Origin of the sequence: Pseudoalteromonas sp. HF66 (assembly GCF_011806445.1) — a bacterium.
In the GTDB taxonomy this organism is placed as follows: Bacteria; Pseudomonadota; Gammaproteobacteria; order Enterobacterales; family Alteromonadaceae; genus Pseudoalteromonas; species Pseudoalteromonas apostichopi.
Window position 1 is genome coordinate 343,416 of sequence record NZ_JAATOU010000001.1, and the last position, 16,732, is coordinate 360,147.

Sequence of the window (16,732 nt, forward strand, 5' to 3'; positions counted from 1 at the left end):
GAATAATTTGAATACTAGTAACCCTCGCGGCCATTTATTTTGGCTGTTTCAGATTTGTGGTTGGGTTGTTTACGCAATGCTAACCGAATTGATGATTAAAGTCCCAAGTGATGAGCCTTGGACTATCCATATCCCGCATTTGATTATTGATACAATTTGTGGGTTTATAATTACCCTCTCCCTTAGAAAAGTATTTACTTGCATCAACTTTATAGAGCTAAAGTTAAAGATTGCACTTCATATTTTCATTGTCATAACTGCAACGTTAATTTGGACACAAATTAAGTGGATAACACTGCAGTGGTTTTATGGAAACTTTTGGCAGCCAATGACATGGTTTGATTTTGGAACATGGACGTCGGCGTCATTAACAGTTCTTTCAACTTGGACCGCGTTTTATTATGGGATTAAGATTTATTTAGATAATTTAGAACAAACGCAAAAAGCAGCAGAAGCCACACACTTAGCTAAAGAATCACAATTAAAAATGCTGCGCTATCAGCTGAATCCCCACTTTATGTTCAATAGTATAAATGCGATTTGTACATTGATTTTGAAGAAAGAAAGTTTAGAAGCTGTAAAAATGCTCGAGAAACTGTGTGATCTATTGCGACATAGCTTATATACAGATCCGCTGGAAAAAGTAACAATTAAAGAAGAAATTGGCATTCTTAGCAATTATTTAGATATAGAAAAGTGCCGTTTCACAAATAAGCTTGTTGTTGATATTTCTGTTGCAGATGGCTGCAACGAGTTACTGATCCCATCTATGTTGATACAACCCCTTGTCGAAAATGCATTAAAACATGGCATGCGTTCAAACCAGCTAATGTGCATTACTATAGCCATAGAAAAAACTAAGAGTTATTTAAATATAAAAGTGTCTGATACTGGCAAGGGATTTGGTGATGAAAGCACAAATAAAAGAGGGATAGGATTAGCAAATTGTGAGCAACGTTTGAAGCTAATGTACGGAAAGTCACACCGTATAGAAAAGGGCAACTTAAGTGAAGGTGGTGCTTGGGTATGTATAACATTACCTATGAGTGGTCATAATAAATGATAAAACTAAACACGATACTGGTTGATGATGAATACAGCGCCGTCGAAGGTTTACGTATTCGACTTGAACAATTTCCTGAAATTAATATTGTTGGTAGTGCATGCAGTGTTGACGATGCTATTGAGCTTATAAATAACAACGAAATTGATTTAATCTTCTTAGATATCGAAATGCCCACCAAGTCTGGCTTTGAATTGATAAAGTATTTTCAACCCGAAGCATGTCCAGCAGTCATTTTTGTCACTGCTTTTCATCAACATGCAGTACAAGCTTTTGAAGTTAGAGCTATCGATTATTTATTAAAACCAGTCAAACTAGACAGGCTTGCAGAAGCTATAGAAAGAGTTGTAAGTAACGTAAAGTTATTCCAAAAAAGTGAGTTGATAGCGCTACAACAAGAAGTGAGTAACAAGGCTGAGCAAAACAAACACTCAGCCAATCAGTCAGACTATAATTTTGATAGTGATCACTTGGTTATCCGGGATGCTAAAAACCCGATTCAAATAATTTCATTCACCGATATTCTTTGGATTGATGCAGCTGGTGATTATATGTGTGTGCATACTGCAACCGAAACCCATGTTATGAGAGCTAGATTAAAAGAACTTGAGAATAATATGCTGCCTGAGGCCTTTTTGCGGATCCATAAGTCTACCATTGTCAATTTAACTTATGTAAGACAGCTTGAGCCATTGCGCAACTCAGAGTACATGGCAACCTTAACTACTGGTAAAACCTTAAAAGTAAGTCGAACATACAGTAAGCAATTAAAAAAGCTGATTTAAATAAATCGGTGCTGTTTGCAATACGTCGTTATAAACAGCACCTTACTATGCAGTAGTATTTACGGCTGTTTTGACCAAACTGATTTTAGAATGTTAAACCCAATCGCACCTAGAACGATACCTGTTACTTTATCAATATAAAATGCGGCTCTAATGAATTTTTGTCTGATAGTCGTTTTTGACAACATATAAATAATAGCTACATCCCAAAAAAAGACGACTAATGTCATCCATACTCCTAAAAGTACTTTAAAGCTAATACTGACTTCGGGGGTTAGTGCAACAGTAAACAAGCTTAAATAAAATAATAAATTTTTAGGGTTTAAAATACCTGAGAGAAACCCAGTTACAAACTCTTTGCAAAAGCATGATAATGAAAATTCTCTTGCAGTCTTAGTGCTTGTAGAAAAGTTAGCGTAGGCATTTTTAGGTGCTTTTAATGCATGATAGGCAATATACATTAAAAATAAGCCTCCAATAACTTTGAGCGTTACCATCAAACCAATTGAGGTGGATAATATGGCGCCAACTCCAATTAAGCATAAGGTAATATACACAGCATTAGCAGTTGCAATACCTAACGCAACGCCAATGGCGTTTTTTTGGTTACCTTTCAGCGCACTTTTAACAACGAGTACAAAATCAGGTCCTGGACTCAGTAATGCCAGAAAGTGTGCAGCTGCCACTGAAATAAAAATACTTATTAAGCTAATATCCATAAATTCCTCAAAGTGTAAATATGAAAAATGAAGAGCGGGCTAAATTACGCGTTCTTCCTTGCTTTAATTGAGAAAACAAGAGGAGCTTGTTGTCTTTATAAAGTAATTGATACGCCTTACCAGAGACATACTCTAAGCCTAAAAAACAGTCATATGGGCTAAGAGGGTGCTTATCAGCAGACTCTATTGTTAAACCGGCCTGAATGAGCGAGTTTATAATGTCACTGTTTTCGACTTAGTGCCGTCACAATTTTTGGTATTGGTGATTAGGGGAAGATCAAGGTTATAAAAAGTAGACTGAGTATGGAGCTCAGTTCTTTTATTCCATGTACCTCTATTTACTTAAATATAATCCATTTCCCTTCATCTAATTATTTTCTATTGGGCATTATCTAAAAGTCAGAATAACACCCAATAAAAATTATAAATATTATATTTTTAGTTAAAATAAGCCTTTAGTCACATAGAGAACCTAGCTCAGCAACTGTTGTTTTCCAGTTCGATTTTTGATTATCATCTGAGAGAATAACAGAGCCAAAAAAGTTAACTTTCGGCTTTTCAAAACCACAATATTCGAGAGTATAGCGGCATAACTGTTCTACTACGGGCTTTGCTAGTTCCTGAGCGAGCTCTTGGGGTGTATCCATGGTTAAGATCACTCTCGCAGTTTTGTCAGTTAGCAGTGGCGTCGGCAATAAGCTGTTTTGTTCGAATTTAAAGGTAACCCCAGGCAAAAAAACGCGATCAAACAGCCCTTTTAATTTAGCGGGTAGGCTACCCCACCAAACTGGCGAAATAAGCACGAGATGATCGGCCCAAAGGAGTGCATTTGTAAATGCTTCTAAGCATGACTCTAACGGCTGTACCTGATCATAACCAAAGCTGAGATCTGGGTTAAAGTCCATTTCAGACAGTCTAAAAGTACGTATATTTGCCGTTTCTTTAGCAGTGCATTCATATGCATCCACTAAAGAGTCAGCAAAGCTATTGGGTTTAGGGTTTCCGTTTAAAATGAGTATATTTTTCACAATTACTACCTCTATGTATTAGGAAATAATTGCAAGTCTAAAGCCTCCCCTTAACGGGAGAGTCAATCATTTTTTGAAAAACAAATAAATACGGTACATTAAATATATAGAATGTTATATGTAACGAAGCTGGTTTTTTCTTTTAACTCTTAGTAAGCCAGCGGAAGGATTTATGCAAAAAATCCACAGCGTTTTTCTCAATTAGCTCGCCATGGGCCATAACCAAAATTTCAGGCTGCCAGGCTAGCATCTGTTCAAAATGTTTTCTGGTCTTGGCTTTGTTAAACATAAAACTTAGACGCCAATCGATAGGTGTTTTTCCATCAGGGGCGATGATCCCAACGCCCTTGGCTATCCATTTTTGCAAAGGGTTAAAATTATCACCCGAAAAGTTTTCTACCAAATCAGTAACAATGAGTGTTTTAGAGCTTTTATGGAAAAACACACACTCTTCCATAAGAGGGGAGCCTGTAACTAAGACTTGGTTAATTTCATTTTGCCACTGCCACGCTAAATCGTCATTTAGGGACGCATCAAATGAGATATCGCTACGCTTTTTGATGACTTCATCAGTGCCATAGATTTGCGCATCTGGATATTTTGTTATCCATTGGGGTAAAAACAGGTGATGTAAATGATTTGGTGCAATAAGGTATTTGACAGAGCCTAACTGGTCTATTTGGGTTTTTAACGCATCACTTAGATAGATAGGACTATGAACCCACAGATCGCCATTTGCGAGTTTAATGACTGTCATTCGAGTTGTAAAAGGTAAAAAGAAGAACCTTACTGCTTCACCATCAAAAATCCAAATGTCGTTTGCTAACTTTTCCATATTATTCCTTAATTAGAATTTAAGTTATCAAAAAAAAGATTAGTTTATTGAAAATGTTAATTTAGATTGTACTGCTTGTTCTAGGTCTACATGAGATACTATAAACCCTCCACTAAAGGGGAGAGTCAACTAATTATTTAGCGTTAATAATCCCAACACATGAATCGATTTTGGCTATTTTCTGTTTTGTTTGCTCAATTTGAGCTTGCAAACGGGCTTTTAAGTGTACTAAAAACTCGCTTATCTCAGCCCAGTTTGCTTCCCCGTTTTCATATTTTATAAACCCTTTTAGCTCAGCTAGTGTAACCCCCAACAGTTTTGCTTCTGCGATTAACCTCAATACTTCAATGTGCTCATTGGTGTAAACACGGTATTTTCCTTGGCGTTTTGGGGGGACAATAAGCTCTTTTTCTTCGTAAAACCGAATAGCTTTAACAGATAAATTCGTTTTTCTTGCTACTTCACCGATAAACACCTGTTACTCCATCTATACATCGATATTATTCATTATATTTAAATAAGCGGTTAGTTTCGCCTTTTTCAAGCTCTCAAGTTAAATGTGTTGTTGAGTCGCGTATCAGTAATTCAGGTGTGAAAATATGCTCTATATTCGAGAGACTTTGTTTATATACTTGTTTTAAAACCAAGTTGGCGGCCATGATCCCCATTTTCTCTACCGGGTTATCAATGGTAGTCAAAGTTGGGTACAAGTAATTTGTAAAATGAACATTATCGAATCCGACGATAGCTAAGTCTTTTGGTAGATCAAGCTGATGCTCTCGAGCATATTTCATTACACCAGATGCCATTTCATCATTTGCACAAACAACAGCAGTAAATTTTATGTTGTTGTTAAAGAAATGCTTTAAGCCGTTATACCCACCTGTTTCTTTAAAGTCACCGACAAATAGAGTTTGCTCATTAAAAGTAATACCGTATTCTTTAAGTGCTTTTTTGTGACCTTCTAGTCGATCAAATGCATCGGGTTTAAATAACGGGCCCGCAATGTATGTTATATCTTTATGGCCTTGAGCAAGTAAGTGCTTAGTTGCTAAATATCCGCCCATCACGTTATCCAGACTAATGCAGTTTTCTTTCATTTTATCTACATAGCGGCTGATTAAATAAATAGGGGTTTTACCTTTGTTTAATTTTACTAGATACTCATCACTAACAGCTTCAACATGAGCAATGATTGCATCGCAATTACGTGAAATTAAAAATTCTAAGCCATTCTTTTCTTTGTCTTCTTCACTGTGTCCCGGCGTAATAATGACATGTTTTCCGGCAGCTCTTAATTGAGCTTCGATAGCAGACATCATCTCACCAAAAAACGCGCCATCTAATTCAGACACTAAAATACCCACACTATTAGTGCAATTTGAAGCGAGAGAGCGAGCTATTGAATTTGGTTTGTAACCAAGCTGCTCCATCGCATCGAGGACTTTTTGTTTGGTTTTTTTGCTGACGTAGTCATTTTCATTTAACACCCGAGATACGGTTGATAAAGAAACGCCAGCGAGCTCTGATACCTGATAAATAGTTGCCATAATTACTGTTTTATATAAATCTTAACTGTTTAATTTACAGACTTGCACGCCTAATTGCCAAGTCTTCTGTTATTTTTTCTGTCATTTCAGATGTTAATGGATAAAAGGCCATCAGTGCTGCGGCTATTAGAGCAAACGCTGCTGGTAGCCAACTCATTAGTAGTATCATGCCATCGAGTGAGTGTGCAATGGTGGTTTCGTCCATTCCGTCATAGCCATAACTTGCAAGTACAACAAGCACTAAGGCTCCGGCAAATCCACCCCCCGTTTTTTGCACGAAAGTTCCTGCTGAGTATATGAGGCCAGTGGCACGGCGCTTATTTTTCCACTCAGAATAGTCAGCACTATCCCCAAGCATCGTAAAAAACAGGGTAGGCATCATGGCTGCGAAGAATTCAGACAGACAACCCATAACAAAGATCAGGCTGAGGTTATCATTTGGCAGCCAAAAGAAACAAATGGTAAAGAAGGCACTTAGTAATAATGAAGCGATAAACAAAGTACGTTTACCCAGAATCTCAGCTAATTTTCCTGTACTTAACGCGCCGAAAATTGAGACGATTAATAAAGCTATAAAGTATTGGCCAGTTAAAAGCTCATTACCTACGTAATATTTAAAATAATAAGCAATGACACCATATTTAATGCCATTAAACATCATTGTTAAAAAGCCCATACCTAATAAGATCAGCCATGGTTTATTTGTAAGTAAATCAACCATATCTCGTTGAGTGCCACTTAGCTTACTATGATCGCTTGCAAGTAAGCGACGAATTACGACAGTCATAAAAATCATTGTTGCCGCAAAAAACAAACCGGAGTAGAGCTCGCGATAATAGAAAAATAATGTGATCGCCAATAAAGGAAGAATGATAAAAGGTAAGCTTTTACTTAAATCAGTTAGCTCAGTTTTTAGTGAAACTTGCGTTTTTGTTGCAGGTTGAACGCGCTCCTTTGTACTTACAAACGTGATTAACATGAGTACAGTGAGTAAGGCTGCAAATACATACATAGTGTATTGGTAACCTTGTGCGCTATTTCCTTCCCCAAAGTATGCAACTAAATCAGGTAAAAAGCCCATAACTAATAAGCCACCTGCAAATGCTCCGGCAAAGCGAAAGCCAGACAGTTTAGTTCGCTCTAGATCATCACCAGTCATAACCCCCATTAAAGCAGAGTAGGGTACGTTACTTACCGTATAAGCTAGAGTGAGCCCTATATAAGTGAAATAAGCATAAAATAGCTTAGCTGCTGGGCTTATGTCAGGTGTTGTGAAGCACAACACCATAAACAAGGCTAGAAAAGGAGTTGACCACAATATCCAAGGACGAAATTTACCGAAACGTGTTTGCGTTCTATCTGCAATCATCCCCATTATTATATCTGTCACGCCATCTGATAAGCGCACAACTAAAAAAAGTAACGCAGCAGCGGCGGCAGAAATACCAAATGTGTCTGTATAAAAAACGGCTAAATAAGCCAAAGCACCACGCCAAACTAAATTAGCGCCGGCATCGCCCATCGCGTAGCCTATTTTTTCGTAGATGGGAAGAGTGTGTTTTATCATTATTGTTGTCTTATTATCGGCGCGTGATTAACTGACTATATGCTTTACCACTTAGCTTTACTGTTCGTACTTGTGTATCGTAATCAACATGAACAATTCCGAAGCGTTTTGAATAACCCTCTGCCCACTCAAAATTATCCATTAAGCTCCATGCGAAGTAGCCAGCTACATTAACACCTTGTGATATGGCATCATTCACTGCATTTAAATGGGCATTATAATAGTCGATACGATCTTGATCGTTCACCTCTCCATTCTCCATTTTGTCCGCCATAGCAGCTCCATTCTCTGTAATATAAATTGGCGGCAAATCATATTTTTGATGCAAGGAGTCTAATAATTCGGTCAATGCAGATGGGTAAATTTCCCAACCAATATCGGTCATCGGCGCTTGGTGAGGCAGTTCATGGTAATAATCTGTATCACTTGCTTCATAGCGCAGTCTGGTATAAAAATTTACGCCTAAGAAATCTAAAGGTTGGCAAATAATCTCCATGTCGCCATCTAGAATGTCAGGTCTGTGAGCGGGTGGCAACTGCTCTATGATGTCAGGGTAAGCTCCTTGCATTATAGGTTTCATATACCATTGGTTTATGTAGTCATCAGCAAAAGCTGTTGCAGCAATGTCTGCTTCGCTTGATGATACGGAATAACATGGAGTAAAGTTAAGCACGATACCGTTTAACGACTCTGGGCTATTTTTAGTTAGCACCTTCATTGCTAAACCATGGGCAAGTAATAAATGATGAGCGGCTTTTCGGCCAAATTCACGGCCTTTGATCCCTGGAGCATGAACACCAATTTCATAGCCTAAATACGAGCTGCAGAAAGGTTCATTCAACGTTGCATATGAATATACTTTTCCAGATAGCTCTTTACTAACTAGATCAACATAATGAGCAAACTCATACGCTGTTTCACGATTTAACCAGCCTCCCTTATCTTCTAAGTGCTGTGGCAAATCCCAATGGTATAAGGTAACAAATGCTTTGATATTCCGACGCATTAATTCGTCTAAAATATTAATGTAAAAGTTAATACCTTCTTGATTTAAGGTACCGTCTAACTTTATGACTCTTGGCCAAGAAATTGATAGGCGATAGGCATCTACACCTAAAGAGTCGATTAGCTCAATATCGTCTTTCCATTTTTTTACATGCTCACAGGCGAAATTACCGTTTGAGTTATCAGCTATTTTTCCTGGGGTCGCACAGAAAGTATCCCAAATACAAGGGAGGCGCTTATCAGCAGCTCCTTCTATTTGAAACGAAGCCGTTGCAACGCCATAGATAAAGTCTTTGCTAAGCATTGTTGAGTTTTTTGGTAACGTGAGCTGAGTCATGTAAAGAAACCTTTGATAAACAAATGCAAGTAAATCTTGCAGCTAAATTTAAGTTGTTATGGTAGCGCTTCCATCTTTATGTGTATTGCATGGATTGAAAGTTATTGCGTTGTTTATGGTAGCGCTTCCATATTTAGGTTAGAGGCTATTGTCCAAACGGTCAACCGTTTATTTTGTTTAGCCTGAAAACAACCTAGGTAAGTCATTTTAATATTTAATAATTAATGAGTTAGTGTTAGGCTTTTTTTTAGTTATAGTGACAATTTAAGAGCTGAAAGTTGAGTGGTTAGATTATTTTCTCAGTTGAGTCATGGTTTTTACTTTTTAGCATTTTTACGCTAAGTGTTTTTAGTTATCACTAACCCTTGTCGGCTAAAATCATCATTAAGAGAGGCCTAATTCAGTTTGTAATTACTGTAAAGCGAACGCTTAAAAGCGGCTTTACAGTAAATTTTATTATGTATATTTTAACAATAATCGTATCGGCTTTACTGTGGGCTTAGTCATTTATTCGACAGTACTTGTTAATAAACTCTTTATGAGTTGGCAATTGCGCTAACCGATGGGCAATTTGTTGTTTAATGCCTTGCATAAAGCGACCTAACTCTTGGTCATTCATTAAAGAAGCAACATAATGATATTGTTTTGGTTTAACACCTTGCCCAAGCATGACTTGAACCCAAGAGTCGACACGGAAAATATCGCCATCATCTAAAAATACTCGGCCAGTTTCTTTAAATAATGCGATTTTATGAGCAAGTGACTCAGGAATTTCCATAGCTTGGCAATGACGCCAAAATTCACTGTCTTGCCTATCTGTAACTTTATAATGCAAAACAATAAAGTCACGAATACTTTCGAGCTCTGACTTCAATTGCTTATTATATTCATCGATAGCTTGTTGTGTTACACCAGCAAAAGGATACAGGCGCATAAACCGAATGATACCGGTCATAATCAAGTGGATACTTGTTGATTCAAGAGGTTCTAAAAAGCCACTGGCAAGACCTAGCGCTAAACAGTTTTTGTTCCACCCTTTACGCCTACGACCAGTTTTAAATTTAATGATTTTTGGTTCGGTTAGGGTGTCTCCAATAAGGTTATCTAATAGTAATTTAGTTGCATCATGGTCATTTAAATAGCGGCTGCAATAAACTAAGCCATTGCCAACTCTGTTTTGCAAAGGAATTTGCCATTGCCATCCTGATTGATGCGCAATAGAACGCGTGTAAGGGAGAGGGTCTGATGTTCCTTTTGTTTGTACCGCAACGGCACTGTCGCAAGGTAATAAATGAGACCAATCTTCAAACCCTGTATGTAAGGCTTGCTCGATAAGTATGCCTTTGAAACCAGTGCAATCAATAAAAAAATCACCCGCTATTTCAGTGTTATTATCCAGCGATAAGCTTTTAATAAAGCCATTATCAGAATGTTTATTTACCCGTTCAATTTTACCTTCTATACGTTTGACACCGAGGTTTTCTGAAAATGCTCTTAAAAATGTAGCATAACGACTGGCATCCATATGAAATGCGTAATTAATTGGGTTTTGAGGGCTAATCCCAAATTTACCTTGCTTAGCTGCCTGTAGTTCATAGCAGTAATCTGCGAAATCATCGGTATTGCCCATTTTTTGCCAATGCAACCAAAAATGGTGGAACTCTCCAGCCCAACATTCTTTACCTGTCATACCGAAAGAGTGAATGTAATCACTGTTTGACTGATGCCAATTCTCAAAGCTAATTCCCAGTTTGAATGTGGCTTGTGTGGCCCTCATAAATTCTTGTTCATCGATACCTAGCAATTTATGAAAGGTACGAATAGGTGGAATTGTTGCCTCTCCAACACCGACAGTGCCGATATCATCTGATTCAATTAAGCAGATTTTAATATCTTTATTTAGTAATTTAGCTAACGCGGCAGCTGTCATCCAGCCTGCGGTACCACCGCCAGCTATGACTACTTGTTTAATTTGTTGTTGTCTCATTTTGCCACCTTACTCCCTTTGTAATTGTTCTAATAACAGTCGATTAGTGGGTAGTTTTTGTAAGTATTGCGCAATCTTCTTGCGATTGAGTTGGTAGAGTTTTTGTGCCATCTGATATGTATGGTTATCAAGCTTTTTTGTTTGCTTGGTTTTGAAGCCCATGCCATAAAGCACGTATTGATAACTCGCAGAAGAAAAAATTTCTTCATTTTCTATAAAGTCAAATCGGCTGGGAGCTTGATATTGCCATAGTTCTAGCAAGCTCTGTAATTCACTTGGGATACTTTTATGGTGGTGGTTATCGGACCAATAGCTACTATCATCGCGACTACTCAATACATAATGTAGCTTTAGAAAATTGATGACTTGCTTCCAGCGGTACCTAAAACGTTTATTAAAACGTTTTCTCAACAACTGCATGTGTACTTGGTCTACAGGCATTTGTTCACTTAGCATGCTAATACTTAATTCAACCATTGCTAACGCCGAAGCTTCTAGTGGCTCTATAAATCCTTGCGACATTCCTATTGCAACACAGTTTTTATGCCAGAATACTTCTCTGTAACCAGGCGTAAAGCGTAATGTTCTTGTTTCAATATTGTTAGCTTGTTGAATGCCAACAGATTGTGCAGCATAACTTTTTAGTGTTTCAACAGCAGTTTCAACGTCACAATATTTATCACTAAATGTATAGCCAATACCGCGTCTAGTAGGTAATCCTATATCCCAAATCCAGCCAGCGGATTGTGCGGTGGATAAAGTCGCTGATGCAATATCTTGAGAAGGGCTTTCGTAAGGTAAGTGCGCTGCAACAGCAGTATTATTAAAAAGAATGTGACTTTGATCTAAAAATGGGATCTGGTAGTGCTTGGCTATTAACAGTCCTTGACTACCAGAGCAATCAATAAACAAATCACCGTTAATCACACCATTATTCTGTGTAGTGACACTTTCAATGTAGCCTTGAGCATTATTATTGGCGTGGAGGACATTATCGAGAATGCGTTTTACATTGAGTGTGTTTACACAATGTTTTGTGAGAAATTGTGCGAATTTATGGGCATCTAGGTGATAACCGTAATTTGTAACACCCGCATATTCAGGTGTATTCAGTTGTTTAGGCGCAAGGGTAGCTTGACAAACAAAGCTTTGCACGTTCATTGCATCGGCGTATTTTTGTTCAGAAAACAACTGCTGCCATGCTGCATGAACATCATACTCATTGTAGCCTTCAGGAACCATGAAAGGGTGATAATAGTTATCTGCCTGTTCTTTTCCCCGCCAGTTTATGAATTTTGAACCTTGCTTAAAAGAGGCATCACATTGCTGTAAAAAGTCAGTTTCTTTTATGCCAATTCGTTGCAATGTATGTCGCATCGATGGCCACGTCCCTTCACCGACACCGGAAATACCGATATCAGCAGATTCAATTAAAGTGATACTTTTATCTGGGTGTTCTTTGGATAGTAACCCAGCTGTAAGCCAACCAGCAGCTCCACCGCCAATGATCACAATATTATTAATTTTTTTGCTCATATGCTTACTTTAAATGTTAAAGCCGCTTCAATTAAGCGGCTTTATACCTATTCGCAATAATTGTTCATCTTTTAGGAAGTAAACTTATCGTAATTAGTCTACAAAAGAGACTCATTTAAACTAATTTAACAGTACTTTTGCCTTCTTACGAAATAGTTTCTAGCCCCAGTTGTTCACTCAAATATGCGAATAGGCATTTGGCTGTATATACAAAACGTAATATACATTTTCTACAGTAATAGGTTAGAAGTTATAACGTACACCTAAATTGTAGCGAGCCCCATTTTTGTCTAAATTCCATAACTGGGCTTTATATCGACCATGTTGACGGTTGTCTTGCTCAGTAATATTAATTCCCTCTAAGAAGAAAGACAGTTGTTCACTGTAGTTATAAGCCACATTAAAATCGATTTGATAATATTCTTCAGTAAATGCGGGCTCATTTACATAACGCGCAGCATTATTTAAGAATTTATCACGCCAGTTATAGGCTATACGAGCTTGAAATTTATCATTCTCATACATTGCAATGAAGTTCGCAGTATCACTCAAACCAACTAATGCAAATTGCGTTGTTGTTGGGTCTGCTGCGACATTGAAGTCAACATCACCATTTACAATCGTATAGTTTGCCTGAAAACCAAAACCTGAATCACCAAAGAAATGCTGTATTGCAAGTTCATAACCATCTATCTTGGCGTCTTTGTTATTGGTAGGGACTTGAGCTGTAAAGTCCATTAACGGGTCATCGCTATTAGGTAAAATATCGTATGCGGCTTCAAACTCTTCATAAGACATTGAATCAAAAGCGACCCCATTTTCCATTGCAGCAACCATTTGGAATAGGTTTGAATCAGTGACAGCTAGACCTCTTGCTTCAAGTTCAGCTTTTGCTGCTTGTGCGCGAGGACCTGCAGATACATCTCGTAAGCCATAGTAATTTTGAGTCATAGGTGTTAAGCCTATGAAGTTATCAACTTTTTTATTGTAATAACCGACAGAAACATAGCTAACATCGCTGTAATACCACTCGGCTGAAACATCGATATTATCTGATTCAAGCGGCACTAAGCCTGGGTTACCAGTCGACGCAGGTGCATTGGTTGTACCTGGAATTAAACTTGGTCCAGTAGGCACTCCCACTGTCGCAGCAGAGCTTAAATTATCATAAGTAGGTCGTGCGATTGTTGTGCTATATGATGCTCGAATTTTCACATCTTCAACTACGTTAATATCAAAATCTACGCTAGGTAAGAAGTGGTCATAATCAGAGCTTAGAGAATAATCTTGCTTATCAGTACCATATCGCACATTAAAGTCGTTGTTACCTTCCCAAGCAACCGCATTTGGTAAATCAATATTTGCTGTTGATGTGATATCAGTCGTTTCGTATCGAGCACCAACTAAGAGGTTAAATGGCATATCGCCAATCTCACCTTGATGTTTATATTGTACAAAGGCGGCTTGGATATCTTCTTTTATTGTACGATTTGTTGCAAAAGCGCCGTCAGCAGCAAAATTAAAGCCGTACTGGCTTGCTGCCCAATAACCAATTTCAGATGCGCTACCTGTGAATCCTTGATCAAACGAACCTGAGGTATTGTAGCCATCTAGTTCACTTAAGAAGTTTGTAGGATCAAGGTAACCGTCTGGTAACTCTCCAGGGTTTTCAATCCCCCAGTTACCCATCGTATTACGTGTAAGAGATTGTAATGAATGACTTTCCATTGAACGTGATTCAATACCAAAATCAATCACGCCTGATTCGATTTCATATTTACCGAGCAAACGAAATTCATCAACGGTTGATTCTTGGCGTGCGAAGTTAGAGTCAAGAATAGAAGTACCTACATCATCTTGGTCTAATACACCATTACAGTTTAAATTAGCACGGCTGCAATCATCAAAATCAATCACCATTGATGGTAATTTGCGGCTAAAGTCAACTTCTTGAGAGGCAACAACATTTGCACCTAATCCTGCATTTACCCAACTGCCGTAAGGCGCATCAGGTTCACTCGTTGCCTTTGAGCTGTGCGCATCAAATACAAAACTAAGTCGATCATTAACAAAGTATTCAAGGTTTAAACCAATCGAATCATTTTTATTAAGCTGATTTAGCTCTTGTAAAGCTAAACCGAGATCTCGTGTGGATAAATCTCTGCGCTCTTCTTTATAGTAAATTGGAGTTTTAACTGCATTATCATCAAAAATTAAATGCGTTTTATAGTTATCCATCCAGATAGATTGCTCAGCTCGCGACTCAAAGAGCTCTTGTTGTGAGTATGTATAATCAAGAGTTGCTGTTAATGATTCAACAGGGCTGTATTGCAACGTTAATTGCGCATTTGTACGTGTTCTTTCACGATCCGCAATTGTATATCGAAGGTCTGAGGGCATTGAATAATACTGTCCCATAGCAGGTGCGTTTTCGATAACAATATCATCTGCAGATTGAGGGATCGTGCCGTCGTAAGCTGTTGTTCGCCACTCGTTTACAAAAGCTCCTGCAGCCGAACTATCTCTTTTTTGAACGCTTGCAGTAAGCGAAACCCCAAACTTAGCTTCTTCGTCTGTCCAACTAAAAATGCCTGAAATTTCGGGTGTAATATCATCACCTACACGATTTGTTGTGTCGTGCATCGCCTTAACACCAATATTCGTGATCAAACCTGGATTGTCTAAAGGACGAGCAGTATTGATATTGATTGTGGCACCAATACCGCCTGATGCGATATTTGCTTTTCCTGTTTTATATACTTCAACAGATTTAACACTTTCTGATGCCAGATTAGCAAAATCATAGGCACGAGAGTTTGGTGAGCCCCCGCCAGCAGGAAGTGAGGCGGCAGGCATGGTACGTCCGTTTAGGGTTACCATATTATAATCTGGACCAAAACCACGTACTGTAACTTTAGAGCCCTCACCATTACTGCGGTCTATCGATACACCTGTGATACGTTGTAAAGACTCTGCTAAGTTAGTATCAGGGAATTTACCAATATCTTCTGATGAAATCGCATCAACAACACCCGAAGAATAGCGTTTTAGTTGTGTTGATTCTTTGATACTACCTTTAAACCCTGTTACTTGAATTACTTCAATGTCGTCGTTGTGTTCAGACTGCTCAGCATAAGCTGATAAGCAGGTGCTAGCACCTAAAAGCAAAGATAAGCTGGAAGCTAACTTTGTTCTTTTAAAGTTATGGCTTGGCATCAGGTTTCCCTCGTTCTTTATCGTTGTTATTCATGCTATTAGAGCATGATATTGTTGTCGAAATTGATTATTTTTCAAATCTGGAAGCGCTACCATAAAGAGGTTGAAAACCGCCCTTATGAAAGCGCTTCCAGAAAAGAGTAGTGTGATTTGCAGTTTACGTCAACAGCTATATCAACAAATTGTTAAAAAAGTTGCGTGAAAATCGAACGGATATTGATTGTTATATTTAACGGGTAGTAGGGGATATTGATAATTTTAATGGGAGTCATATACAACTCCCATTAACTTAGTCATTTTTAATAAGCAGCCTATTCTCTAAAAAATGATAGTGAGGCTGAGATAAATATGTAAACGGCCAGTATTTTACTTAGTTATGCTAAAGCTACCTTGCATTATTGCCGAATGTCCCGGGGATGCGCAGAAAAAGATATATTCTTCTTTTGTATTTATAAGCGACGTTTTGAAAGATATTGAGGTTGATTCACCTCCCCCTATAACTTTAGAAACAGCGATTGCTCTAGAGTCATTTGGCTTTACATAGTTATTCTCGAAGCCGGCTTCATAGCTATCATTTGTTAATCCAACTAAATCCTCTTTTTTTGAGATAACCAAATTATGTCCCATTAAAGTTGCTGGTAGCTTGCCAGAGTTTTTTAGGTTTATAGTAACGGAAGTACAACTAGCAGATACGTTTATTTCACTTTTAGAAAAGTGCATTTCGTTTGTGGCTTCTATATTCACAATGCAATTATCTTGAGCCAAAGCAGGAAAAATAAAGCTTGCAAAGAAAAGAACTAATAAGGTGCTGCGGATAGACATTGAGCCTCCAGTTAAATGTTAAGTTATTTAGGTTTGAACTTATCAAGTAACGCTTTAACTCTCTAACGAGTAAATTAAATCTAATCAATTGATAAAACAGATGATTTAAAGCTATTTTTAAAAATTAAATGCTCAATAAAAGTTGGTTTCACATTATGAAACTATAAGTCAGTAAGGTAATTCATTAAATAACAAGTGCTTAGCTTTTAATAAGCCATATAATTCACCAAAGACGGCGCGTGTCTTAATTTGTTTCCTCACTACTCTATGCTTTGCTGGATC

At 37.9% G+C, this 16,732-nt stretch carries 13 protein-coding genes; 2 read left to right on the top strand and 11 right to left on the bottom strand.

Annotation, left to right across the window (positions count from 1 at the left end):
- The first annotated feature begins 7 nt into the window (after window positions 1–7).
- Window positions 8–1,063 (top strand): sensor histidine kinase, encoded by a 1,056-nt coding sequence (locus HCZ11_RS01440; protein ID WP_240701340.1) that lies wholly within the window; start codon window positions 8–10, stop codon window positions 1,061–1,063.
- Window positions 1,060–1,848, top strand: a complete 789-nt coding sequence (locus HCZ11_RS01445; RefSeq protein ID WP_130052856.1) for a LytTR family DNA-binding domain-containing protein — start codon at window positions 1,060–1,062, stop codon at window positions 1,846–1,848. Before HCZ11_RS01440 ends, HCZ11_RS01445 begins: the two co-directional genes overlap by 4 nt.
- A 59-nt stretch (window positions 1,849–1,907) precedes the next feature.
- Here HCZ11_RS01445 and HCZ11_RS01450 read toward each other — a convergent pair whose 3' ends face one another.
- From HCZ11_RS01450 to azu, 11 genes are all read right to left on the bottom strand, one after another.
- Entirely contained in the window at window positions 1,908–2,567 is a 660-nt protein-coding gene (locus HCZ11_RS01450) for a LysE family translocator (RefSeq protein ID WP_167657428.1), read from the bottom strand.
- Window positions 2,568–3,022: 455 nt separating this feature from the next.
- Entirely contained in the window at window positions 3,023–3,595 is a 573-nt protein-coding gene (locus HCZ11_RS01455; protein WP_167657429.1) for an NAD(P)H-dependent oxidoreductase, read from the bottom strand.
- Between the two features lie 142 nt (window positions 3,596–3,737).
- Entirely contained in the window at window positions 3,738–4,430 is a 693-nt protein-coding gene (locus tag HCZ11_RS01460) for a DUF4336 domain-containing protein (RefSeq protein ID WP_167657430.1), read from the bottom strand.
- Window positions 4,431–4,563: 133 nt separating this feature from the next.
- Entirely contained in the window at window positions 4,564–4,905 is a 342-nt protein-coding gene (locus tag HCZ11_RS01465) for a MerR family transcriptional regulator (RefSeq protein ID WP_167657431.1), read from the bottom strand.
- Between the two features lie 73 nt (window positions 4,906–4,978).
- Window positions 4,979–5,980 (bottom strand): LacI family DNA-binding transcriptional regulator, encoded by a 1,002-nt coding sequence (locus tag HCZ11_RS01470; protein ID WP_130052850.1) that lies wholly within the window; start codon window positions 5,978–5,980, stop codon window positions 4,979–4,981.
- Between the two features lie 34 nt (window positions 5,981–6,014).
- Entirely contained in the window at window positions 6,015–7,547 is a 1,533-nt protein-coding gene (locus HCZ11_RS01475) for an MFS transporter (protein ID WP_130052849.1), read from the bottom strand.
- A gap of 13 nt (window positions 7,548–7,560) precedes the next feature.
- Complete coding sequence (locus tag HCZ11_RS01480) at window positions 7,561–8,889, bottom strand: GH1 family beta-glucosidase (protein ID WP_167657432.1); 1,329 nt, start codon at window positions 8,887–8,889, stop codon at window positions 7,561–7,563.
- A gap of 499 nt (window positions 8,890–9,388) precedes the next feature.
- Window positions 9,389–10,876 (bottom strand): tryptophan halogenase family protein, encoded by a 1,488-nt coding sequence (locus tag HCZ11_RS01485; protein ID WP_167657433.1) that lies wholly within the window; start codon window positions 10,874–10,876, stop codon window positions 9,389–9,391.
- Between the two features lie 9 nt (window positions 10,877–10,885).
- Window positions 10,886–12,412: a tryptophan halogenase family protein gene (locus tag HCZ11_RS01490; protein WP_167657434.1), complete on the bottom strand. Its 1,527-nt coding sequence runs from the start codon at window positions 12,410–12,412 to the stop codon at window positions 10,886–10,888.
- A gap of 243 nt (window positions 12,413–12,655) precedes the next feature.
- A complete protein-coding gene (locus HCZ11_RS01495; protein ID WP_130052845.1) occupies window positions 12,656–15,628 on the bottom strand; it encodes a TonB-dependent receptor in 2,973 nt (990 codons plus the stop codon).
- Between the two features lie 366 nt (window positions 15,629–15,994).
- Window positions 15,995–16,450 (bottom strand): azurin, encoded by a 456-nt coding sequence (gene azu, locus HCZ11_RS01500; protein WP_167657435.1) that lies wholly within the window; start codon window positions 16,448–16,450, stop codon window positions 15,995–15,997.
- Window positions 16,451–16,732: the final 282 nt, after the last annotated feature.

Bases quoted from the DNA above. Each gene is read 5' to 3' on its own strand.
- HCZ11_RS01445 (WP_130052856.1), top strand. From the start codon at position 1,060: ATGATAAAACTAAACACGATACTGGTTGATGATGAATACAGCGCCGTC.
- HCZ11_RS01450 (WP_167657428.1), bottom strand. From the start codon at position 2,567: ATGGATATTAGCTTAATAAGTATTTTTATTTCAGTGGCAGCTGCACAC.
- HCZ11_RS01460 (WP_167657430.1), bottom strand. From the start codon at position 4,430: ATGGAAAAGTTAGCAAACGACATTTGGATTTTTGATGGTGAAGCAGTA.
- HCZ11_RS01470 (WP_130052850.1), bottom strand. From the start codon at position 5,980: ATGGCAACTATTTATCAGGTATCAGAGCTCGCTGGCGTTTCTTTATCA.
- HCZ11_RS01475 (WP_130052849.1), bottom strand. From the start codon at position 7,547: ATGATAAAACACACTCTTCCCATCTACGAAAAAATAGGCTACGCGATG.
- HCZ11_RS01480 (WP_167657432.1), bottom strand. From the start codon at position 8,889: ATGACTCAGCTCACGTTACCAAAAAACTCAACAATGCTTAGCAAAGAC.
- HCZ11_RS01485 (WP_167657433.1), bottom strand. From the start codon at position 10,876: ATGAGACAACAACAAATTAAACAAGTAGTCATAGCTGGCGGTGGTACC.
- HCZ11_RS01490 (WP_167657434.1), bottom strand. From the start codon at position 12,412: ATGAGCAAAAAAATTAATAATATTGTGATCATTGGCGGTGGAGCTGCT.
- HCZ11_RS01495 (WP_130052845.1), bottom strand. From the start codon at position 15,628: ATGCCAAGCCATAACTTTAAAAGAACAAAGTTAGCTTCCAGCTTATCT.
- azu (WP_167657435.1), bottom strand. From the start codon at position 16,450: ATGTCTATCCGCAGCACCTTATTAGTTCTTTTCTTTGCAAGCTTTATT.